Below are 21160 nucleotides of genomic sequence, written 5' to 3'. Positions count from 1 at the left end.
GCCGGCGGGCTTCACCATGGCCGGCCTACCGGCCCACCCCCAGATACTTGACCCTGCGGTAGAGCGTCGCGAGAGCACCACCGCCCAGCATCATGCCGAGACCCGCCACCACCATGAACAGGGCGTCATAGGCCACGGCGCCGGAGGTCGAATAGGCCCCCACCAGCATGCCGATATGCCGCACCACCAGATAGGTACCGATCAGAAAGGTGCCGGCACGCACCAGGTCGTTGTCCGGGATGCGGCCGCTCGCCCCATCACCCACTCCCCCTGCGCCATGCAGCCGCTCCGCCAGGCGGCCGGCGAAGCACCACAGCAATACGCCGCCCACCATGGGTACCGCCAGCGTGGCGATCAGCACCGGCAGCAGCTCGGCCGACCAGAGCTCACCAGCGTTGGGACCCAGCAGCGCCGGAAGGATGGCGAAAAGCGTGTTCAGGAAGAGATACAGCCCCAGCAGGCGAATCAGCAGGATGGAGAAGGGTTTCATGGTGGAAAGGCCTCGTTCAGCCACTTGATGAAGTTGCGTTTCTGTCTGAATTCGGCACGCAACTCCTCCAGTGCCGCGGCAAATGCTCGGTGCTGCTCCAGCGTTTCCAGCGTGCCATGCAGCTCACGAAGCTGGGCGATGGCGCTGCGGTAGCTCTTGTTGTCGGTGTTGCGTACCTCGCTGCGAGCCAGGCGAAGATAGAGCGGCAGGCTCTGGTCAGGATTGCCCAGCTGCTGGGCCAGCTTCAGCAGCAGGCCAGCGGCCACCGGCCGGACCGAGCTGAACGCCAGCGCCTCCTCCAGACGGTTTTCGTAGAGGTAGATCTCCAGCAGGGTATTGACCACCTTCGGCGCATATCCCCAGGGCGCCTCGGGCGCCTGGTCGACCTGTTCCTTGAGCCAGTCATGGACACGCTGCCGATAATCGGTGGTCAGGGCATGTTCATCGGCCAGTGCGAGCAATTGTCGGTAATCCTCCAACTGCTGCGTCTGCTGGTAGATCTGCCATTGGCGTTCTGCCGCCTTCTCGGCTTCGCCACGATACAGCAACAGGCGGATCGATAGCCGCTCGCGCTCGTGCCGCCAGTGAGGGTAGCGCTTGTCGTCCGCCTTGGCCGCCCGGGCCAGCCACAGCTCCACCTGGTCCCAGGCGTCATGCGCGATGCACAGCTCGGCAATCTTCAGGAAGTCCTGCACCTCGGTGGCGCTCTTCTGATGCAGCGCCAGGATGGTCGCGACATCGCCACGCGCCTCGGCGCGCTTCAGCAGGGGCTCGCGCAGCCGCTCATAGTGGAACTTCTTTGACCAGCTCGCCTTGGCGGTCAGGCTCGGCAAGGCGTCCCAGACCCGCTGCAACAGCGCCAGGTAGGCGTCCATTCCCTCGCTGCCCAGGGCCTCGGCATAGGCATCGGGAATCTTGGGGTAGAAATCATGAATATCCCCGAAGGCGATCTCGTAGAGGTGGGCCGCGAGCTTCTCGCCGGGCCAGTCGAGCCGCTGGACAGTCTGCACGTGCAGCCTCTGCAGCGTCTCTTCGCAGGTGAAGCGAAAGCCGCCCGAGTCGTCGATGGTCTCCAGTGCCCGAGCCAGGCGCGACAGGGCGTACTCCACCAGGGTCAGGCAGGTATCGGGCGGCAACTGCAGCGCCTGCTCGACAAGCTGGTCGACCACCGCCTCCGCCTTGGTGAAATAGGGCCGCACCTGGCCATAGCGGTGCAGGTGGCGCTTTAGCGGAAAGGCCGCGGTGATGCGCTTCTTCAGGGCCCTGTGATCGAGCACACCGAGCACCGCATCGGCACGCAGCGACCACTGGTGCCGCCTCACCGGGTCCTCCTCGATCATTTCGGCCAGCGCCTCCACCAGCGAGGCCTTATCCAACTGCTGCAGGTAGGCGAGCAGGCGGCCACGCTCTCCTCCCGCCATCAAGCGCTGCTGCTCCTCCTGCTCCGCCCGATAGGCCAGGGCGGTGGCCACGCAGTGCTTGCAGAAATCGATGCCCTCGGAGGCGGGGCAGTCACAGCCGCCCTCCAGGCCACGGGGATTAAGCCGCAGGGTCACCCGATAGCTCTCGCTGCCCGCGACCTGGGCGGTGAGGGTATTCCCCTGCCGGTTCCAGCCTAGCACCTGGCCCTGCCGGTAATAGGCCACGCCGCGTTCGAAGGCGGCCTCGCCGGCGAGCCGCACGAGCGGCTCGTCGGCAAGCAGCGTTGTCTCGTTGTGTCGCGTCATGGTGTCACCGTTGCCTTTCTGCCGCCCCGCCGCGTCCTGGCCGGGGTCTGCTTCGCCTTCTCCGCCTTGATCCGTTCCAATAGCGCCGCGGCGGAGTGCTCGCCGCCGATCAGCTCGGGATGGGCGGCGCGCCATTCGGCGGTCAGCTCGCCGCGGAAGGCCTTGGCGAGAATGGACTGGGTCAGTTTGTCGACGCGGGTCTGGGCGTTCGCGACCTGCTGTTCGATCTGGTCGGCGAAGGCGAAGAGCTGGTCGACGCGGTGGACGATCTCGGTTTGCTCTTCGATGCTAGGCAGCCTTAATGAAACGTCTCGGATGTTCTTGAGATTGAGCCCGGGCTTTCCTCCGCCGTATGCCATATCCAAAAGTTGTTTTCTCCCATGACTCTCAGATTTAAGAAACAGCTCAAGGTATGGGCCATATCGCCTCTCACTCCACCTAACCAAGCCAACATGCTGACTTACATATGCCACTCCGACATCTACACCCACCAAGGCGCATTTTGTCACATTGGCTCCGGTAATAGTTATCAGAAAATCCCCTTCTTTGATCTTTGTGCGCGTACCCTCGGCCCTTTCCGGCAGATCCACATAAGCCACATCACCAAGATCCAGAACATCGTTTTTTATGTTCTGTGCGCGAACAAAAAGATCCCCACTATCAGAATAGTACTTAGACCACCCCCGAGAACCACTGGTTACCAATGTTGCCAAATCCCCAACGCACACATCCTGCCAGCCATTCGCATTATCGAAACTATAAAGTTGACCACTCACCGCCGCCGCTAGCACGGACTGCCGAAACCGCTTAAGGATAGCCGGGATGGCATCCAGGCGGGCTTTCAGGTTAGCGACCTGAGCCAGCAACTCATCCAGCTTATCGGCGATGGCTTTCTGCTCTTCCTGCGGTGCGAGAACGAAGGGAGCGGCCTTTCCATCCTTGGTGCCCAGGCGAGGCATATTGACGCCATAGCCCACTTGGTTGACATAGGAGAGGAAATCCAGCGACTTCAGCCAATAGAAGAGATAACGGTTGTCCAGATGCGGACGAGCATCCAGGGGAATAATTTCAGTAGTACAGACCCCGTCCCTCTCGGCAATCACGACCTTATCTAGATAGGGGCGCAGCTTACCGTAGAGCACATCCCCCTTCTTGAAGCGGTTCTTGGTGCTCTTGAACTGACGCTCACTGAAATTCAGGCGCTGGAGAATTTTCGAGGATGACTTCTCTATATCCTCCAGTTCTAGCACCCAGGTATCGTCATCAGCCTGTTCTCGGGTCGCCTTTTCCGCCTTGCCATATTCCACAACCTGACCAAGCGTGGTTTCCACCCACCCCTCCGGCAATACCCGCTCGCTCATGCCTTCACCTCATCGCTTGCGGCGTCATCCCCAAGCCCCAGCGCGTCGGCCAGCAGTCGCTTCTGGGCGGCGGCTTCGTCCTGGCTGCCGAGGGCGGCCATCAGGCCGTCGAGTTCGCGCAGGGCTTCGGTCAGCTCGCTCATCGCCTCGGCGGCGAGCACGTCGGGCTCGGGCAGGTTCTCGGCGGCGAGGCTGTCGGCGTCCTTAAGCCAGGTGATATCCAGCGAGTCGCCCTTGGTGTCGCGGATCCAGTCGCGGCTGAACTTGCGCCAGCGGGAGGTCTGCAGCTTGTCGTCCACTCCAGAGTTCGCATCATCGGTGCCAGCAGCCCGGTCGGCTTCTATCTCCTCGGCGCCAAAGCTCCAGTCGCCCTCCTCCCGGGCGGCCAGTTGCTCGCCCAGGGCGTCACTGCCCGCCGGGTTGTAGCACCGCTCGAAGGGCTTGAGGTGGGCCTCGGTAAAGGGCGTGCGCTTGCCGAAGCTCGGCATATTGGTGCGCAGGTCATAGACCCACACCTCGTCGGTGCAGCCCTCGTCCTGGTGGGGGTTCTCGGCGGTGCCGCGGGTGAAGAACAGCACGTTGGTCTTGACGCCCTGGGCGTAGAAGATGCCGGTGGGCAGGCGCAGCAGGGTGTGCAGGTGGCACTTCTCCATCAGGTCGCGGCGGATCTCGGTGCCCTGCCCCGCCTCGAACAGCACGTTGTCGGGCAGCACCACGGCGGCGCGGCCGCCGGGCTTGAGCCCGCGGTAGATATGCTGCAGGAAGGCCAACTGCTTGTTGCTGGTGCGGTAGGTGAGGTCGTCGCGGGTGATGCTGGCCTCGCCGCCCTTGGCGGTGCCGAAGGGGGGATTGGCGAGGATCACATCGGCACGGGGCAGCGCCTTGCCGGCCTCGCCCAGGGCGTTGCCCAGGTGCACCACGCCCTCGTCGTCGCCCTCCATGCCGTGCAGCAGGCAGTTCATCAGCGCCAGGCGGCGGGTGCCGGGCACCAGTTCGATGCCGACGAAGGCCTTGAGCTTCTGGAAGGCCTGGGCCTTGGCGTCGAGATCGAAGTGATCATCGGTCTGCTGCTTGATGTAGGCATCGGCGGCGATCAGAAAGCCCGCGGTGCCGGCAGCGGGGTCCTGAATGGTTTCGCCGGGCTTGGGGCGCAGGCAGCGCACCATGGCGTTGATCAGCGCGCGGGGCGTGAAGTACTGGCCGGCGCCGGACTTGGTCTCGTTGGCGTTCTTCTCCAGCAGCCCCTCGTAGAGGTCGCCCAGGCCATCCTTCTGGGCGCTGAACCAGTCGATGCGGTCCAGGTCGCGGATCAGCTGCTCCAGGTGGCGCGGCTCGCGCAGGCGGGTCTGGGCGTCGGCGTAGATGGCGGCGATCAGCCGGTCGCTGCTCTTGGAGAGGTCGAGCAGCATCTGCTTGTAGTAGTTGAGCAGGGAAAGCCCCGAGCGCCCGGTGAGGTCCGGCCAGCGGGCGCCTTCGGGCAGGGCGTGGGCGTTGAGCAGCCCGGCCTGAGTGTTCTCGTACTCCATCTTGATAAACAGCAGCAGCACCAGCTCGGTGACGTAGTCGGAGTAGTTGATGCCGTCGTCGCGCAGCACGTCGCAGAGGTTCCACAGCTTCTGGACGATGTCGTTCTGGGTCATGAGGGGTCCTGATTGAGTATGTCGATGTAGGCCCGGTAGGCGAAGATCCGATTGCGTTTCTGGCCGGTCAGCTCATGGACGATGCCAAGGGTGTCTTCGAGGGGGGTCAGCACACGCCCTACGGTGGCAGGCGTCAGCCCGGTGCGTTCACTCAAGTGGGCGACATTAGCGATGGGCTGCTGGAAGAGCGCGTCGAGCAGCAGACCTGCCGACCCTGCCTGGCGGCCTAGCTCGGCCACCCGGACCTTGTCTTGCTCGCGCAGCTGGTTGAGCCGCCGAGCCGTTGCCACTGCCTGATTGGCAGTCTCGGCCACGGCGTCCACGAAGAACAGCAGCCAGGCCTCCCAGTCGCCGGTGACCCGTACCTGCTGCAGGCGCTCGTAGTAGACCTGGCGATGCTTCTTGAAGAACACCGACAGGTAGAGCAGGGGCTCGCTGAGGATGCCCGCTTCCACCAGGATCAGCGGAATCAGCAGACGACCCAGGCGCCCGTTGCCATCCATGAAGGGGTGGATGGTCTCGAACTGCACGTGGGTCAGGGCGGCCTTGATCAGTGGGTCGGTGGCCTCGGGCATGTCGTTGATGAAGCGCTCCAGCGCCGCCCAGCACTCGGCCAGCCGATGGGGCGGCGGCGGCACGAAGACCGCCTCATCGGGGCGGTGCCCCCCGAGCCACACCTGGTTGCTGCGAAACTCCCCCGGTCCGCGGTTGATGCCACGCCCGGACGTCATCAGCGTCGTGTGCATCTCCATCGCCACGCGATGGCTGATGGGGAAGCCCTCGCGGATGCGGTGCACGCCCAGCATTAGCGCATTCACGTAGCAGGAGACTTCCTGCACGTCGTCCATGGGAACGCCCGGCATGCCCTCCATTTCGTAGAGCATCAGATCGCTGAGCGAGGACTGGGTGCCCTCGATCTGCGACGACATGACGGCTTCCTTACGTACATAGCTGTAGAGGAAGAGTGAGGCGTCGGGCAGCAGGGTGCTGATGGCGTCGAGACGGCCCAGCGCCAGCATCGCCTGATTGATGCGCCCCTGTAGCTTGCCGTCCAGCGCCAGCGCCGGCCGTGGCGGCAGCGGGTCGGGGATGAAGGCCTGACACCGCATGCCGCCGGCGATGCTGTCTACATAGTGGCCTGTGAGTCCGCGTTCCATGGGGCTCCCTCTCACCGCTCGAAAGCGGGCCTGGGTAAAATAGCGTCGCGCCTTATTTTAAGTTACGCCTGAAATTAAAATAAGGCCTGCCGCTATTTTAACTTCGTGCCGCTCCACGGTGGCCGTCATGGTGATGCCGTCGACATATCCAGGGGACGTGTCGAAAAAAGCGGCTTTCTTAAACATGTCCTCGAGACATGTCGTCGCCATCGATATATCCGCGCAACGTGTCGAAAAAATGGGATTTAGTAAACATATCAGCTCGCCTCCCACAGGGCGTCGTTGAGGGCCTCGAGGACCTCGTCGAGGTGATGGTCGAGCACGGCATCCAGGCGCTTGATGCCTCCCTGCTCGGCAAAGCGCTGGTGAATGAAGTCGCGGTCGAGCACCACCTCGTGGGTGAGCTGCTTGGCCAGACGGTCGAGCCACTTGCGCTGGGCGGGGGTCCAGCCGTGCAGGGCGTAGATGCGCTGCATGGCGTCGCGCACCCGCTGCTCGAAGGGCACCAGCGCCTCGCCCAGGGCGGCGCGGCGGATATGGCCGACGATGCTGGCGGCGATCTCCTGGTTGGTGGCGTTGCGCCAGGCGCTCTCCAGCCGGGCCTCGCTGTAGCCGGCGCCGTCGAGCAGCAGGCGCACCTCCTTCAAGGTCCCGCGGGTGAGGTCCCGGGGGCGGTTGACCACCACGCCCAGCGCCACGGAGTCGTTGAGCCGCTCGCGAATGAAGGCCTCGAAGCTCTCCAGGTAGTCGGCGGGCTTCTCGTGCACGCCGTAGTCCTGGGTGCGCTTCTTGAACTCGTCGGCGCCCTCGTAGATCAGCGGCAGGCGCTCGCTGCCGAGCAGCGCCTTCACCTCGGCGACCTGGCCGAGCAGGCCGGCATGCTGGTGCAGGAAGCTGGCCGCGGCCTGGGGACCCAGCTCGCGCAGGTGCTGGTGGAGCCTCTCCGGCGCCACGCCCCAGCTCTGCTCCAGCGCCTCCAACTGCTGGCGCAGGTCGTCGCGCCCTTCGGCGCGCTTGGTGGCCTTGCGCATCACCCGCATCAGCATCTGGCTGTACTGGTCGAGGACGTCATCGGCGTGGCTCTCCCCCGCCGCCTGGCCGGGGGCCGCCAGGGCGCGTGCCAACTGCTCGGGGTCGCTGAGCTCCTCGTGCAGCTGCTCCAGGGTCACGCCGGGGTCCTTGACCAGCGGCTGCATGGTGTTGACCTCGGCCAGGGCGGCGTAGAGGTCCACCGGGTCGTAGATGGTGAACACCGTCTTGCCGATCTCGTCGCAGCGGCGGGTGGCGCGGCCGATCATCTGCTCATAGAGGATGCGCGACTTCACCCGGCGCAGGAACACCAGGTGGCAGATGCGCGGCACGTCGATGCCGGTGGTAAGCAGGTCCACGGTGATGGCGATGTTGGGGTACTTGTCGTTCTTGTAGCGGCGGATCAGGTCGTCGACCTTGTCCGCCTTGCCGGTGATCTTGGCCACCGCGGCCTGGCGGTAGGCGTCGCCGTAGTGGGCATGGAAGGCCTCGTCGAGCAGCCGCTTGACCATGTCGGCGTGCAGGTCGGTGGCGCAGAAAATCAGCGTCTTCTCCTCGCCGAAGGGGTCGAGCTCCCGGGCCAGCTGTTCGCATATCACGCGGTTGAACTCCGGTGCGATCACCCGCCGGTTGAAGGCCTCGATCTCGAAGTCGAGCTCATCCTCCAGCTCGGCGCTCTCCACCTCGCCGGTACGCGCATCGATCAGGCTGACCGTCTCGCCCTTCTCGAAGTGGATGCCCTTCTGGCTGAGCAGGGTCTCGTAGCGGATCGGCGGCTCGTGGTCGATCAGCCAGTCATCGGCCACCGCCTCCCGGTAGGAGTAGGTGAAGACCGGGCGGCCGAAGATCTCGCTGGTGTGTTTGGCCGGGGTGGCAGTGAGCCCGATGCGCACGGCGTCGAAGTGGTCGAGCACGCGGCGGTAGCGGGAGAGGTACTGGCCGGCGTCTCGGGTGGCCAGTTCCCCCTCGGTCATCTCCTGATCCAGGGTGTAGCCGCGGTGGGCCTCGTCGACGATAAGGCAGTCGTAGGCATCCACCGGCGGCGGGTCGTCGGCCATAAAGAGCCGCCGCGCCATGGCCTGCACCGTGGCGACCTGCACCCGGGTCTCGGCTTCGGCGGCCATGTCGCCCAGGGTGGCGACATTGTAGATCTGTGAAAGCGTATGGTTCTGCTCCAGCGGCGCCTCATCAAAGGCGCCCTGGGCCAGCAGGCCCAGGGCGGTGCGATCCACCAGGAAGAGCACACGGCGGAAACGCTCGGTCTTCAGGAAGCGGTAGATCAGGCCGATGATGGTGCGGGTCTTGCCGGTGCCGGTGGCCATGGCCAGCAGCGCACGGGGCGCGCCCGCCTCCAGGGCGGCCTCCACGGCGCGGATGGCGTTCTCCTGATAGTCGCGCAGGCGCAGATAGCCGAAGCCCTCCTCGCGCAGGCGCTGCTCGGCCAGGGCTCGGCTGCGCTTGAGGCGGTCGAGCAGGCCTTCCGGGCTGTGGAAGTGCGGCAGCGCCCGGGCCAGGTTGCCGGGCTCGCGCACGTCGCGGAACCAGATGCCGGACTTCTCGGCCAGCTGCGGCAGGTAGGGCCGGCCGTTGCAAGAAAAGACGAAGGGCACATGGTAATGGCCCTCGGCGTCGTCGGGCCAGGCGACGGTGCGCCCCTCCTCCGCCCACGCCGGGGTGATGCCGCCGGCAAAGCCGCGCCGGTCGAAGCCGCGGGCGTAGCGCTCCGCCTGGGCGAGCTTGCCGGCCACGTCGACATTCTGGCGCTTGGCCTCCACCACGCCGATGGGCACCAGCCCATGGAACAGCACATAGTCGGCACGCTGGCCGTTGGGCAGCTCCCACTCGGCGATGGCGAGGGTCCGGCCGGCCTCCGGGCGCACCCCCTTCTGCCAAGTGAGTTCGAGGGTGTCGGCCTCCCAGCCGGCCTCCTGCAGCTGCTGGTCGATCAACAGCCGGGTGAGCTCCTCATCCAGGCCTAGCTGGGCGTTGAGGGCCCGATCGGCCTGGCCGACGCGGCGGCGCAGCGCCTGGGCTGGCTCGCTCTCGGCCCACTCTCGGGCCTGCTCCGCCAGGCGCCGCTGGAACTCCCGCTCGCGGCGTTCGAGTTCGGCCTGCTGGGCCCGCGACTGCTCGGCCAGGGCGCGGGCCTCCTCGTCCATGGCTTCGGCCAGCTCTGCGTACTCCTGCTTCTCGCGGGTTTCCAGCTCGGCTAACTGGCGCTGGGCGTCGGCCTGCTCGGTGGCAGTGGCCAGCTCGCCCTGGAGACGCGACATCTCAGCCTGGAGCTCGCGCAGCTCGCGGCTGGGGTCTTGCGGTGGGCGAAAGGCGCCGGGCTTGAAGTCGGGGTCGGCGAAGGCGCGATGAAACCAGACCGCCAGATTGCGGGCGACCTTGAGCCCCTGGATCGCCTCACGGTGCTGGGTACGGAACTGGTGGGTAGCCCTGTTGCCTTCGATACGCAGCGTATGAAACAGCTCGCGCACGGTGGGGTCGAGGCCCAGGGCGCTATCGATACGATAGAGAAGGTCACGCTGGCCGGCACGCTCATCCAGTTCAATGCCGAGACGAGCTGCAATGTCCTGAGCCATGGCCTCGCCAAGCTGGCGCAGCTTGATCAGGGTGGTGTTGGGGTCGTGGCTGAAGGCTCGCTCGGCGCTGGCGGCGAGCTCGAGAAACACCGGATCATGGCCGGCCAGAAAGGCGAAGTTGCCGCCGGCATCCCGCCCTGCGCTACCGCCATCCCCGCGGCCTGGTGGTCCCTGCATAGGTGGTACCCGTTCCCGGTTTGCCTGGGCGTGACTTCCCCGCTCTCCCGGCGGGGTGGGTCCGACATATCCTTAGCCTGCCAGTGACTGCTCCCCGCCCTAGCGGGCGAGGCTTCCCACTTCTCAGGCAGCAACCGGCGATGTGCCGGACTTACGCAAGCCTCCATGGGCAGAGACGGACAGCCCTTCCGCCTTCAGCTCGATAATGCCTTGATGCTTGATGTTCAGCGCGGCGTTGATGTCCCGGTCGTGCTGTGTGTGGCAGGCGGGGCACTCCCACGACCGGACGTTCAACGGCATGGCGTCCATCTTGTGCTGGCAGATATGGCAGGTCTTGGAGCTGGCAAACCACGGGTCGATCTTGACCAGATGCTTGCCCTGCTCCCTGGCCTTGTAATCCAGCTTGGACATCAAGGCATGCCAGGACGCATCGCCGATGTGCTTGGCTAGCCTGGCGTTTTTCATCATGTTGCTGACCTTCAGCGTCTCGACGATCACCGCTTGGTTATCGTCAACGATCTGTCGAGAGAGCTTGTGCTGGAAGTCGTTGCGGGCGTTGGCAACCCGCTCGTGCGCCTTGGCAACGAGTAACCGTGCCTTGGCTCGGCGGGCGCTGCCCTTCTTCGTGCGGGACAGCGCCTGCTGCTTGCGCTTGAGGTTCTTCTGCGCCTGCTTGAGGAAGCGCGGGTTGGCGATCTTGCGGCCGGTGGAGTCAATGGCCAGATGCGACAGCCCCATATCGAGGCCGAGGACCTTAGCGGCGTCAACGTCCTTCAGCGGTGCCGGGGCAGCCTGCTCAGTGTCAAACAGCAACGAGGCGTAGTGCTTGCCGGTGACGGTACGGGTCAGGGTGATGCTTTTCAGCCTGCCCTCGACCTGTCGATGCATCCTGGCCTTGATGGGTCCAAGCTTGGGCACCTTGATCCAGTCGTCGCCGGCCTTGACGCCGACGCAGTGGTAGCTGGATTGTTTGCCCCGCTTGCTCTTGAAGCGCGGATAGCCGGCCTTCTTCACGGGGTCGAAGAAGCGCTGGAAAGCATGGTCGAGGTTCAAGCACGCCTGCTGGAGGGCGATGGAATCGGCATCTTTCAGCCAGCCATACTTGCGGGATTTCTTGGCCACGGGCAGCAGCTTCTTGATGTCATGCTTGGCGCTCAGCGACTGGCCGTGACGCTTGTGGCGATGGGACATGATGCGAAGGCCGGTGTTATAGACGAAGCGCACCGCGCCGAACTGGCGGTTCAGGAACTCCGCCTGCTCGGTCGTGGGGTAGAGTCGTACCTTCGTAGCCTTCAGCATGGCGCGCCATTGATGCATGGATGTATGCACAGCTTATGCCGCCGGGCCCCATACCGCAAACCCAGCAGCGCTATCGCGCTGCCCGCTTGTATCCCCGCCCGAGTGGGCGAGGGTTTACGCGGATTTTTGCTAATTCGGGGAAGGGGCCAGCAGGCGAGGGTAATGGGCCCGGCCAAACGCCTCAGGCAACCACCCAGTTCCCAGCTACATCAAGCCCCCTCGGGGCGAGCCAGCATGTTCATGATCAGCCGGACCATGGTCTCCTTGTTGGCCGGGTCGGACTCGGCGATCAGCAGCGTCAGGGCGGCGAGGCCCACGTCGTTGACCACCACCTCGCCGTGCGCATCGAGCAGGCGGTCGTTGCGATAGAGGAAGTCGACGAACAGATAGGCCGCGCTGCGCTTGTTACCATCGGCAAAGGGGTGGTTCTTGACCACGAAATAGAGCAGGTGCGCCGCCTTGGCCTCCACAGAGGGATAGGCCGGCTCGCCGAAGATCGTCTGGTCCAGGTTGCCAAGCAGTGAATCGAGGCCATCGCCGCGCTCCCGGGCGAACAGCTCGGTGGCCTCGCCCTTGGCGATCAGCTCGGCCTTCAGCGATGCAAGCGCGGCTCGGGCCTCCTCCAGCGTCGGCAATCGGCCGCCGGCCTCGGCGCGAGGTTCAGTGAGCAGGCCCTCGTCGTAGCGCTGCAGCAGCAGGAAGGCCTGGGCATAGCGGGTCACAATATCCACCAGGCCGCGGCCGCTGGCGGCATCCAGCGCCGGGCTGCTGGCGGTCTTGCGCACCAGCGCCATGGCGGCTTCGAGTTCACGGGCATTATCCTCGAAGCGCTGCCGGCTCAGCGTCCAGCCCTGGGTGAGGTGCTCGCGCAGCACGCGGGTGGCCCACTGGCGGAAGCGGGTGCCTTGTGGAGACTTGACCCGATACCCCACCGAAATGATGACATCCAGATTGTAGTGCTCAATGTTCCGAGAGACCTTTCGCGCGCCCTCCTGTCGAACTATCCGGAATTTCCGGATAGTTGAATCACGCTCCAGCTCACCTTCGGAATAGACGTTCAGCAGATGCTCATTAACGGTGCGGACATCCTTGCCGAATAGCACAGCCATCTGCCTTTGCGTTAGCCAGACGGTGTCCTGCTCCACGTCCAGCCGCACCTCGACCTGCTGATCGGCCTCTTGATAGATGACGATGGGTGCCTGGCTACTGGAGTTCATATCCTGCTCCCTGATGCTGCGGCCTACCCCTGCCTGAACTTGCCGATGGCAGTCCCGGCTGGCGGTCCCTGGCAATGCGCTCTGTGGATGCTACGTCGTGGTGTTGATGTGCGCCAATCACCGACAGTGCCCCGCACCACCCCCCTACCGACAACAAGCCCGGCACACGGGCCGGGCTTGTGGCGTTCAGCGGCTGGCTGGCATCGCCTCAACCGAGGCGATCGTGGCCGTTATCGAGGAAGGGATAGTCGGTGTAGCCCGTCGCGTCGCCGCCGTAGAAGGTGCTGGGGTCGGGCTCGTTGAGCGCGGCGCCGACCCGGAAGCGCTCGGGCAGGTCGGGGTTGGCGATGAAGGGGCGGCCGAAGGCCACGGCATCGGCGGTGTTGTCATCCAGGCGGGCCTGGGCGCGTTCGGCGTCGTAGTTGCCGCAGTAGATCAGCCCGCCCTTGAAGCGCTCGCGCATCTGCTCACGGAAGCCCTCGGGGAAGGTAATGTCACCACCGGCCCAGTTGGGCTCGTTGAAGTGAAGGTAGGCCAGGCCGCGGCGGTTGAGCTCGTCGGCGAGGTACAGGGCCATCGCCTCGGGCTCCTCGTCGGTGAGGCCGAACAGCTCGATGAAGGGGGTCAGGCGGATGCCAACCCGCTCGGGCCCGAACACCTCGGCCACGGCGTCGACCACCTCCAGCGGGAAGCGCGCACGGTTCTCGATGGAGCCGCCGTACTGGTCGGTGCGCCGGTTGGTGCCGGTGGCGAGGAACTGGTTGAGCAGGTAGGCGTTGGCGGCGTGGACCTCGACCATGTCGAAGCCGGCACGCTTGGCGCGCTGCGCGGCCTGGCGGTAGTCCTCGACGATGCCGGGGATCTCGTCGGTCTCGAGCGCCCGCGGCGTGCTGGTGGGGTGCGGCCCCGCCGTGCCGTCCTCGAACTCGACGAAGCATTCCGCCCCCTCGCCCTTGAGGGCGCTCGGTGCCACGGGCTGCTGGCCATCGGGCTGCACCATCTCGTGGGAGACACGGCCGACGTGCCACAGCTGCAGGGCGATGCGCCCGCCCTTGGCATGCACGGCCTCGACCACGTCGCGCCAGCCGGCCTCCTGCGCATCGGTCCAGATGCCCGGGGTATAGACATAGCCGCGGGCGGTGGGCGAGATGTTGGTGGCCTCGCTGATGATCAGGCCGGCGCCGGCGCGCTGGCCGTAGTAGGCCTGCTGCAGCGTGCCGGGCACGCTGTCTGGGGTACGTGCCCGAGTCAGCGGCGCCATGATCACGCGGTTGGGCAGGGTCAGGCTGCCGAGCCTGAGCGGGGTGAGAAGCGAGGGATTCGTCATCGAGGCGCCTCCTCTGGCAAGGGGAATTTCACAAGGTAAAAGCAGGCCAACACCATAAGCGTGTTAACGGCCTGCGCCAAGCCAGAGCGCCGATGGTCCCCATAGCCTGACGCTATCGGCGGCGCGGCCGGTCACCGCCTTCGGCTTGCCCCGCGGGCGTGGTAGTCTGCTGCGACCCTCTTCCCCCGTTCAGGAGTGCGCCATGACCGCCGCCGAGATGCTCGACCGCCTGGTGGGCTTCCCCACCGTCTCGCGAGATTCCAACCTGGAGCTGATCGCCTTCGTCGAGGCGCTGCTCGACGAGCACGGCGTGCCCCACTGGCGGGTGGAGAGCGACGACGGCCGCAAGGCCAACCTACTGGCGCGCATCGGCCCCGACGTGGCAGGCGGCGTGGTGCTCTCCGGGCATACCGATGTGGTGCCGGTGGAAGGGCAGCCCTGGTCCAGCGACCCCTTCACCCTGACCGACAGGGGCGACGGCCGCCTCTTCGGCCGCGGCACCTGCGACATGAAGGGCTTCATCGCCTGCGCCCTGGCGGAGCTGCCGCGTTGGGTGACGCTCGAGCTCGAGACCCCGATCTGGCTGGCGCTCTCCTACGACGAGGAGGTGGGCTGCATCGGCGCGCCGCGCATGATCGAGCGGCTGATGGCCGAGCACCCGCGGCCGGCGGCGGTGATCGTCGGCGAGCCGACCCTGATGCACCCGGTGGTGGCCCACAAGGGGGCCACCAACCTGCGCACCACCATCACCGGTCGCGCCAGCCACTCCAGCCAGGTCAACCAGGGGGTCTCGGCGATCCATGTGGCGGCGCGGCTGGTCACCTACATCGAGGAGGTGATGGCGGAGCTGCGCGCCGAGGGGCGCGTCGACGAGGCCTTCAACGTGGTGCACTCGAGCCTGCACGTGGGCAGGATCCAGGGCGGCACGGCGATCAACATCATGGCCCGGGAGTGCACCTTCGAGTGGGAGATACGCCACCTGCCCTCGGACCGCTTCGAGGACCTGATCGGCCGGGTCGACGCCCGTGCCGAGGCGCTGGAGGCGGAGATGCGCCGCCGCGCGCCGGAGGCGAGCATCGTCACCGAGCCGCTCAACCAGACGGTGCCGGCGCTGGCCGACGACAACAACGCCGAAGTGCTGGCGCTGTGCCATGACCTGCTCGGCGAGCGCCCCGCCGGTGCGGTGGCCTACGCCACCGAGGCGGGGCAGTTCCAGCGCCAGGGGCTGCCCACGGTGATCTGCGGCCCGGGCAGCATCGCTCAGGCCCACCAGCCCGACGAGTACATCGAGCACGAGCAGCTCGAGGCGGGGGCGCGCTTCATGGCGGCGCTGGGCGAGCGGCTGCAACGAAAGTAGAATAGGCGCCTCCATCCCCCATGCCAGGAGCCGCCATGACCCGCCTGCTGATCGTCAAGACCGGCGATGCCTTCCCCGAGGTGATCGCGCAACACGGTGACTTCGAGGCGCTGTTCAGGCGGGCCCTGGCGGAGGCCGGCTTCACCGCCGAGGTGTTCGACGCCCGCGTGGAAGCGCTGCCCGACCTGGCCGGCGTCGACGGCCTCTTCATTACCGGCTCCCACGCCATGGTCAGCGACGCCGAGCCGTGGAGCGAGGCGCTCAAGCCCTGGCTGGTCTCGGCCCGGGAGCGCAACCTGGCGATGCTCGGGGTGTGCTACGGCCACCAGCTGATGGCATCGGCCTTCGGCGGGGAGAGCGGCTACCACCCGGCGGGGCGCGAGTCCGGCACCCACGAGGTGTCGCTCACCGACTCGGGCCGCGAGGACCCGCTGCTGGGCACCCTGCCCCGCCACTTCCCCGCCCAGCTCACCCATGCCCAGTCGGTACTCGCCGCCCCCAGCGGCGCGGTGGTGCTGGCTCGCAACGCCCACGACGCCTTCCAGGCGCTCCGCTACGGCCCGCGCCAGTGGAGCGTGCAATTCCACCCCGAGTTCACCCCCGAGGTGATGCGCGCCTACCTGGCCCGCCAGGTCGACAAGCTGCGCGACCAGGGCCAGGACGCCCACGACCTGATGCGCCGCGTCACCGACACCCCCGAGGCACGCTCGCTGCTGGTGCGTTTCGCCGAAACCGTGACCAGCCACGCCAAGCGCTGAGACCGGAGCGCCTGGCAGCATCGCTAACGCCCCACCTTCGCGAACTGAAGCCGGAGCGCCGGACCGTCGCTCCCACAGGGGCAGGCACCCACTTACAGCTTAAGGCTTAAAGCTTACAGCTCCCGGCACAGCCGGGCTCCCAGCTTCCAGCCGCGAAGCGGCGCTCTTCCCGCTTCAAGCTCCCGGCGCAGCCGGGTCAATGGCGCTCGCCCACCGAGGGGGCGGGCTCGCCGCGCTCGAGGCTCGCCTCCGCCGCTTCGTCGCGCAGCCGGCGGGTATCCGGCGCGCCCTCGGCGGCCTTGCGGCGCTGGCGATAGAGGTCGCGCAGAGAGCTTGCCAGCATGGCGACGACGATCATGCCCCCGCCGGCGAAGGCCAGCGCGGTGGGCACCTCGCCCACCCACCACCACACCAGCAGGGTGCCCACCAGGGTCTCCAGCAGCATCACCAGGCTGACCTCGGCGCCCGGCAGGTAGCGGGCGCCGGTCTGGATCAGGAAGTAGGCGAGCGGCAGGAAGGCCCCCATCAGCAGCAGCCGCTGCAGGTCGTCCCCCTCGGGCAGGCGGGCGCCGCCCATCACGGCGGCGGGCAGCAGCATCGCCAGGCAGCCCAGCGGCAGGATCACCGTGGTGTCCAGGCCGCGGCGGCCGCTGCCGCGCTGGGCGCTGGCCACGGTGGTGTTGATGGCGATGGAGAGCGGGATGATCAGCGCCACCGCCAATCCCAGCAGGCTGCCCTGCCCCAGCTCGCCGACCGCCATCAGGCTGGCGCCGGCGATGCACACCGCGATCACCACCCAGGTCTGGCGGCGCAGGCGCTGGCCGAACAGCAGCATGCCGATCAGCCCCGCCGCCAGCGGCGCCAGGTTGAGCATCACCAGCACGTTGCCGGCGGAGGTCAGGCGGTTGGCGGCGACGAAGGCCCAGGCGCTGGCGGCGAAGGCCAGCGGGCACCACAGCGCGGCCGGGCCGCAGGCGCGGATGGCCGCCGGCAGCCGCTCACGATAGCGCGCCGCGGCGATCAGCAGCAGCACTCCGCCCAGCAGCAGGCCGCGCCAGAACATGAAGGTGGCCACGTCCACCCTGGTGTCCTTGACCAGCAGCGCATCCGGCGAGAGCAGCAGCACGCCGGTCATGGTGATCAGGTAGCCGCGCAGCCGGAACGGCAGTCGCTTCCACATCGGTCATCCTCCCTGAAATTGAAGGTGTCGAGGCCACCAACGACGACAGGCCGGAGCAAGGCTCCGACCTGTCGTGGGGTGGCAGGCCGCCCTGGTGGTGGGCGGCGAGCCTGGCGTTACGCCCGGGACTGGCGGCGAATCGGCGCCTCGCCGTCCTCGCGACGACGGCGCGGGGCACGCTCGGGGGCGCCGCGATCCTCGCTGATCTCCAGCGGACGGCCGGCCACGCGGGCACGGGCCATCTTGGCCAGGATGCTGGAGGGCAGGCCGCTGGGCAGCTCCACCACCGAGAAGGCGTTGCGGATGTCGATGCGACCGATGCGGTTGCCCTCGATGCCGCCCTCGTTGGCCAGGGCGCCGACCAGCTGGCCGGGCTTGACGCCATCCTTGTGGCCCACGGAGACGCGGTAGCGGGTCATGCCCTCGCTGGGGCCGCGGTCGCGCGGGCCACTCTGGCGAGCCGGCTTGCCGTCACGTGGGGCACGCTCCTTGCGCGGCGCCTGCAGGCGGCCGATGGGCGCCTCGTCGGCGCGCGCCAGGCGGGCGAAGGCGCAAGCCAGCTCGACGGGGTCGTAGCCCTCGGCGATCAGGCGCTCGACCAGCGCCTGCTGCTCCTCGGCACCGGCGGTCAGGGCGGCGATCACCTTCTGGTGGAAGGCCTCGTCTCGATGGGCACGGATGGCCGCCTCGTCGGGCACCGCCATCTCGCTCATCTTCTGGCCGGTGGCCTGCTCGATCCAGCCCACCTTGCGGCCCTCGCGGAAGCCCACGAAGGTGATTGAGATGCCGGTACGCCCGGCACGGCCGGTACGCCCGATGCGGTGGGTGTAGGCCTCGGAGTCCTGGGGCAGGTCGTAGTTGAAGACGTGGGTGATGCGCGGCACGTCGAGGCCACGGGCGGCCACGTCGGTGGCGATCAGCACGTCGACCTTGCCGCGCTTGAGGCGCTGGATGGTGCGCTCGCGCAGGCTCTGGTCGAGGTCACCGGAGAGGCTGGCCACGTTGACGCCCCGGGCGGAGAGCTGCTCCATCAGGGTGGTGCAGGCCGCGCGGGTACGCACGAAGACGATGGCGGCATCCACCGGCTCCACCTCGAGGATGCGCGACAGCGCCTCCAGCTTGGCGCCGCCATCGACGCGCACCAGGCGCTGCTCGATGTTCTCGCCGGTGGTGGTGCGCGACTCGATGGCCACCTTCACCGGGTCCACCAGGTAACGGTTGACGATGCGCTCGATCTCCGCCGGCAGGGTGGCGGAGAAGAACACCCGCTGGGCCTCCTTGGGGGTGTCGGCGACCACGCGCTTGACGTCGTCGATGAAGCCCATGCGCAGCATCTCGTCGGCCTCGTCCAGCACCAGGGCGGAGAGGCCGTCGAGCTTGAGGCTGCCGCGATCCAGGTGGTCGATGACCCGGCCGGGGGTGCCGACCACCACCTGGGCGCCGCGACGCAGCGCGGAGAGCTGCTCGCGATACTCCTGGCCGCCGCACAGGGTGGCCACTTCCAGGCCCTGGAGGTTCTGGCCGTACTTGCTGAAGGAGACGGCCACCTGCTGGGCCAGCTCGCGGGTCGGCGCCAGCACCAGCACCTGGGGCTCACGGCGGCTGATCTCGAGACGCGAAAGCAGCGGCAGGGCGAAGGCCGCGGTCTTGCCGGTACCGGTCTGGGCCTGGCCCAGCATGTCGCGCCCTTCCAGCAGTGCCGGGATGGTCTCGGCCTGGATGGGGGACGGGGTCTGGTAGCCCAGGGTCTCCACGGCGGAGAGAACGGCGGGCAGCAGGGCAAGATCGCCGAAACTCGGCGAGGCGACGGAGGAAGCGGTCATCAATCACACCTTGGTAGGCCGGGGTCACCGGCGTAAGTTCATAGGCGTCCCTGACGCGGGCAAAAACGATCAGGCGCGCCGCGGCCTGGTAAGGCGGCAGCACGGGACATCGGAGTCGGGGACGCCGGTCGCACCTGGCATCGGGTCCGGCCATCGAGGATGGCGCTCGGAACCCCTGTGGCGACCGTCTGCGCCGATCCCGCCCGGGTGGCGAGATCTCGGTGGCGCTCCATCTTCACACTTCAAACGCTGGCGATGCGGCCCTTGGGGCCTTGCCTGGCGTTGCAACGCCCACGGCCCGAGGGGCGGTGGCGTCGACCATGGATGGTGGGGTCAGCACATGCGAGGAGCGCGCATGCTACCATCGTCGATCTTCCCTGGCCAGCCTTTTCGGCGGCCACGCTGACAAGGAGAGACCATGCCCAGCCTGTGGGTCGATGCCGACGCCTGCCCCAAGGTCGCCCGCGAGATCATCGTACGCGCCGCCGAACGCACCGCCACCCCGGCCTGGTTCGTGGCCAACCACACGGTACCGCTGCCGCGCTCGAAGTGGGTCAAGGCGCTGGCGGTGAGCCATGGCTTCGACGCCGCCGACGACGAGATCGTCGAGCGCCTGGCCCCCGGCGACCTGGTGATCACCTCCGACCTGCCGCTGGCCATGGCCGCCATCGAGCGCGGCGCCCGGGTGATGACCACCCGCGGCGAGGCGCTGGACGAGAGCAACATCCGGGCACGGGTTCAGATGAGGGACTTCATGGAGACCATGCGCGCCAGCGGTGAGCATACCGGAGGGCCCAAGGGCTACTCCGACGGCGACCGCCGCGAGTTCGCCAACGCCCTGGATCGCTGGCTGGCGAAGCAGCGGTAACAGGACCTGGGCACCTGACGGCGCCAATCGCGCAGGATCTGCGCTCCTACTCCTGGTTGCGCTGGAAGCGCTTGATGTCGCGGCGCTGCTTCTTGTCCGGGCGTTTGAGGGGGTGCTGCATGGCCTGGTTGGTGAGCCGGCGCGCCTCCGCCTCACGCTCGCGGCGCGCCACGCTTTCCTCGGTCTCGCGGTAGAGGGTGCGCGCCTCGGGGGCGCCGCGCCGCTGGTCGGAGAGCGCCAGCACCTCCACCTCGAGGATGTCCCAGCCCTGGGGCACGCGGATGATGGCGCCCACCTCCACCGCCTTGCTGGTCTTGGCCCGGGCGCCGTCGTAGTGCACCTTGCCGCCCTCGATGGCCTTCTTGGCGAGGCCGCGGGTCTTGAAGAAGCGCGCCGCCCACAGCCACTTGTCGAGCCTGACACTATCCATGGCGCCCTCCCTCGCCCGCCGCGGGCGGCAGGTTGTCGGGCAGGATGGTGGCGAAACGGTCCAGGGCGATGAACTCCTCCAGCTCGCGCTCGGGGCGCCGGCTGTCGGGCTGCTTGATGCCCAGCAGGTGGCGGATACCGAACTCCCGGGCGCTCTCCAGCACCCTGGGGTTGTCGTCGATGAACAGGGTGCGGGCGGGGTCGAAGGGCTCCACCTCCTGCAGCGCGAACCAGAATTCCTGCTCCTCCTTGGGCACGCCGAGGTCGGCGGAGGAGACGATGGCGTCCAGGTACTCCTCCAGGCCGGTGAGCGGCAGCTTGAGCGCCAGGCTGGCGCGGTCGGCGTTGGTGGCCAGCACCACCCGCGGATGGGCCTGTTTGAGCCATTTGAGGAAGTCCAGGGCGTCGCCGCGCAGGCCGATCAGGTGCTGGATCTCGCGCTTGAGGGCGACCACGTCGACGTCGAGCTCGCGGCTCCAGTAGTCGAGGCTGTACCAGTTGAGGGTGCCCTGCTCGCGAACCACCTTGGAGCGCACCACCTCCTGGGTGGCCTCGTCGAGCTGGTGCAGCTCCACGTAGCGCCGCGGCAGGTGCTCGAGCCAGAAGTGGCTGTCGAAGTGCAGGTCCAGCAGGGTGCCGTCCATGTCCAGCAGGACGGTGTCGATGGCGCGCCAGTCAATCATGCGGGTTCCGGGTCGTGGCTTGCGGGAGGTGCTATGGTAGCAGGCGCTTC

16 protein-coding genes are annotated in these 21160 nt (G+C 67.1%); 3 read left to right on the top strand and 13 right to left on the bottom strand.

Annotated elements, in window-relative coordinates; translation table 11 throughout:
• Positions 1-25: 25 nt before the first annotated feature.
• The 9 genes from Q673_RS29440 to Q673_RS29400 form a co-directional block, all read right to left on the bottom strand.
• The gene (locus Q673_RS29440) at positions 26-490 is read right to left on the bottom strand and encodes a hypothetical protein (protein WP_023006321.1); all 465 of its coding nucleotides are present in this window, start codon (positions 488-490) and stop codon (positions 26-28) included.
• Complete coding sequence (locus tag Q673_RS29435; protein ID WP_023006320.1) at positions 487-2217, bottom strand: SWIM zinc finger family protein; 1731 nt, start codon at positions 2215-2217, stop codon at positions 487-489. The genes Q673_RS29440 and Q673_RS29435 overlap by 4 nt, the downstream gene beginning before the upstream one ends.
• Positions 2214-3578 carry a restriction endonuclease subunit S gene (locus Q673_RS29430; protein WP_023006319.1) on the bottom strand — a complete coding sequence of 455 codons (1365 nt, stop codon included), beginning with the start codon at positions 3576-3578 and terminating at the stop codon, positions 2214-2216. Before Q673_RS29430 ends, Q673_RS29435 begins: the two co-directional genes overlap by 4 nt.
• The gene (locus Q673_RS29425) at positions 3575-5218 is read right to left on the bottom strand and encodes a class I SAM-dependent DNA methyltransferase (protein WP_023006318.1); all 1644 of its coding nucleotides are present in this window, start codon (positions 5216-5218) and stop codon (positions 3575-3577) included. The genes Q673_RS29430 and Q673_RS29425 overlap by 4 nt, the downstream gene beginning before the upstream one ends.
• Complete coding sequence (locus Q673_RS29420) at positions 5215-6375, bottom strand: Fic family protein (protein WP_023006317.1); 1161 nt, start codon at positions 6373-6375, stop codon at positions 5215-5217. The genes Q673_RS29425 and Q673_RS29420 overlap by 4 nt, the downstream gene beginning before the upstream one ends.
• 257 nt (positions 6376-6632) lie before the next feature.
• On the bottom strand, positions 6633-10169 hold the full coding sequence (gene hsdR / locus Q673_RS29415) for a type I restriction-modification system endonuclease (protein ID WP_023006316.1): 3537 nt from the start codon (positions 10167-10169) through the stop codon (positions 6633-6635).
• Positions 10170-10292: 123 nt separating this feature from the next.
• Positions 10293-11486: an RNA-guided endonuclease InsQ/TnpB family protein gene (locus Q673_RS29410; protein WP_235048517.1), complete on the bottom strand. Its 1194-nt coding sequence runs from the start codon at positions 11484-11486 to the stop codon at positions 10293-10295.
• A 191-nt stretch (positions 11487-11677) separates the two neighbouring features.
• Positions 11678-12685: a RhuM family protein gene (rhuM, locus tag Q673_RS29405; protein ID WP_023006314.1), complete on the bottom strand. Its 1008-nt coding sequence runs from the start codon at positions 12683-12685 to the stop codon at positions 11678-11680.
• A gap of 208 nt (positions 12686-12893) precedes the next feature.
• Positions 12894-14012 carry an alkene reductase gene (locus tag Q673_RS29400; RefSeq protein ID WP_023006313.1) on the bottom strand — a complete coding sequence of 373 codons (1119 nt, stop codon included), beginning with the start codon at positions 14010-14012 and terminating at the stop codon, positions 12894-12896.
• A gap of 202 nt (positions 14013-14214) precedes the next feature.
• On the opposite strand from Q673_RS29400, the gene argE reads away from it, so the two are divergent.
• Both argE and Q673_RS29390 read left to right on the top strand, forming a co-directional pair.
• Positions 14215-15369 (top strand): acetylornithine deacetylase, encoded by a 1155-nt coding sequence (gene argE / locus Q673_RS29395; protein WP_023006312.1) that lies wholly within the window; start codon positions 14215-14217, stop codon positions 15367-15369.
• A 35-nt stretch (positions 15370-15404) separates the two neighbouring features.
• A complete protein-coding gene (locus Q673_RS29390) occupies positions 15405-16127 on the top strand; it encodes a glutamine amidotransferase (protein ID WP_023006311.1) in 723 nt (240 codons plus the stop codon).
• Positions 16128-16323: 196 nt separating this feature from the next.
• Here Q673_RS29390 and Q673_RS29385 read toward each other — a convergent pair whose 3' ends face one another.
• Positions 16324-17307: a DMT family transporter gene (locus tag Q673_RS29385; protein ID WP_023006310.1), complete on the bottom strand. Its 984-nt coding sequence runs from the start codon at positions 17305-17307 to the stop codon at positions 16324-16326.
• A gap of 116 nt (positions 17308-17423) precedes the next feature.
• Positions 17424-19130 carry a DEAD/DEAH box helicase gene (locus tag Q673_RS29380; RefSeq protein ID WP_023006309.1) on the bottom strand — a complete coding sequence of 569 codons (1707 nt, stop codon included), beginning with the start codon at positions 19128-19130 and terminating at the stop codon, positions 17424-17426.
• Between the two features lie 418 nt (positions 19131-19548).
• Here Q673_RS29380 and Q673_RS29375 point away from each other — a divergent pair, with 418 nt between their 5' ends.
• Complete coding sequence (locus Q673_RS29375; protein ID WP_023006308.1) at positions 19549-19998, top strand: YaiI/YqxD family protein; 450 nt, start codon at positions 19549-19551, stop codon at positions 19996-19998.
• A gap of 46 nt (positions 19999-20044) precedes the next feature.
• Here Q673_RS29375 and hslR read toward each other — a convergent pair whose 3' ends face one another.
• Positions 20045-20428 (bottom strand): ribosome-associated heat shock protein Hsp15, encoded by a 384-nt coding sequence (gene hslR / locus Q673_RS29370; protein ID WP_023006307.1) that lies wholly within the window; start codon positions 20426-20428, stop codon positions 20045-20047.
• Positions 20421-21110, bottom strand: a complete 690-nt coding sequence (yrfG, locus tag Q673_RS29365) for a GMP/IMP nucleotidase (protein ID WP_023006306.1) — start codon at positions 21108-21110, stop codon at positions 20421-20423. The genes hslR and yrfG overlap by 8 nt, the downstream gene beginning before the upstream one ends.
• Positions 21111-21160: the final 50 nt, after the last annotated feature.

It is taken from the genome of Halomonas sp. PBN3 (assembly GCF_000475415.1).
In the GTDB taxonomy this organism is placed as follows: domain Bacteria; phylum Pseudomonadota; class Gammaproteobacteria; order Pseudomonadales; family Halomonadaceae; genus Halomonas; species Halomonas shengliensis.
Note: the sequence above shows the minus strand (reverse complement) of the source record. Positions and strands in the feature narration are given on the sequence as shown.

Coding starts and splice junctions, on each gene's coding strand:
- Q673_RS29375 (WP_023006308.1), top strand. CDS start 19,549: ATGCCCAGCCTGTGGGTCGATGCCGACGCCTGCCCCAAGGTCGCCCGC.
- Q673_RS29440 (WP_023006321.1), bottom strand. CDS start 490: ATGAAACCCTTCTCCATCCTGCTGATTCGCCTGCTGGGGCTGTATCTC.
- argE (WP_023006312.1), top strand. CDS start 14,215: ATGACCGCCGCCGAGATGCTCGACCGCCTGGTGGGCTTCCCCACCGTC.
- Q673_RS29390 (WP_023006311.1), top strand. CDS start 15,405: ATGACCCGCCTGCTGATCGTCAAGACCGGCGATGCCTTCCCCGAGGTG.
- Q673_RS29385 (WP_023006310.1), bottom strand. CDS start 17,307: ATGTGGAAGCGACTGCCGTTCCGGCTGCGCGGCTACCTGATCACCATG.
- Q673_RS29430 (WP_023006319.1), bottom strand. CDS start 3,578: ATGAGCGAGCGGGTATTGCCGGAGGGGTGGGTGGAAACCACGCTTGGT.
- Q673_RS29435 (WP_023006320.1), bottom strand. CDS start 2,217: ATGACGCGACACAACGAGACAACGCTGCTTGCCGACGAGCCGCTCGTG.
- Q673_RS29400 (WP_023006313.1), bottom strand. CDS start 14,012: ATGACGAATCCCTCGCTTCTCACCCCGCTCAGGCTCGGCAGCCTGACC.
- hsdR (WP_023006316.1), bottom strand. CDS start 10,169: ATGCAGGGACCACCAGGCCGCGGGGATGGCGGTAGCGCAGGGCGGGAT.
- hslR (WP_023006307.1), bottom strand. CDS start 20,428: ATGGATAGTGTCAGGCTCGACAAGTGGCTGTGGGCGGCGCGCTTCTTC.
- Q673_RS29380 (WP_023006309.1), bottom strand. CDS start 19,130: ATGACCGCTTCCTCCGTCGCCTCGCCGAGTTTCGGCGATCTTGCCCTG.
- Q673_RS29410 (WP_235048517.1), bottom strand. CDS start 11,486: ATGCATCAATGGCGCGCCATGCTGAAGGCTACGAAGGTACGACTCTAC.
- Q673_RS29425 (WP_023006318.1), bottom strand. CDS start 5,218: ATGACCCAGAACGACATCGTCCAGAAGCTGTGGAACCTCTGCGACGTG.
- rhuM (WP_023006314.1), bottom strand. CDS start 12,685: ATGAACTCCAGTAGCCAGGCACCCATCGTCATCTATCAAGAGGCCGAT.
- Q673_RS29420 (WP_023006317.1), bottom strand. CDS start 6,375: ATGGAACGCGGACTCACAGGCCACTATGTAGACAGCATCGCCGGCGGC.
- yrfG (WP_023006306.1), bottom strand. CDS start 21,110: ATGATTGACTGGCGCGCCATCGACACCGTCCTGCTGGACATGGACGGC.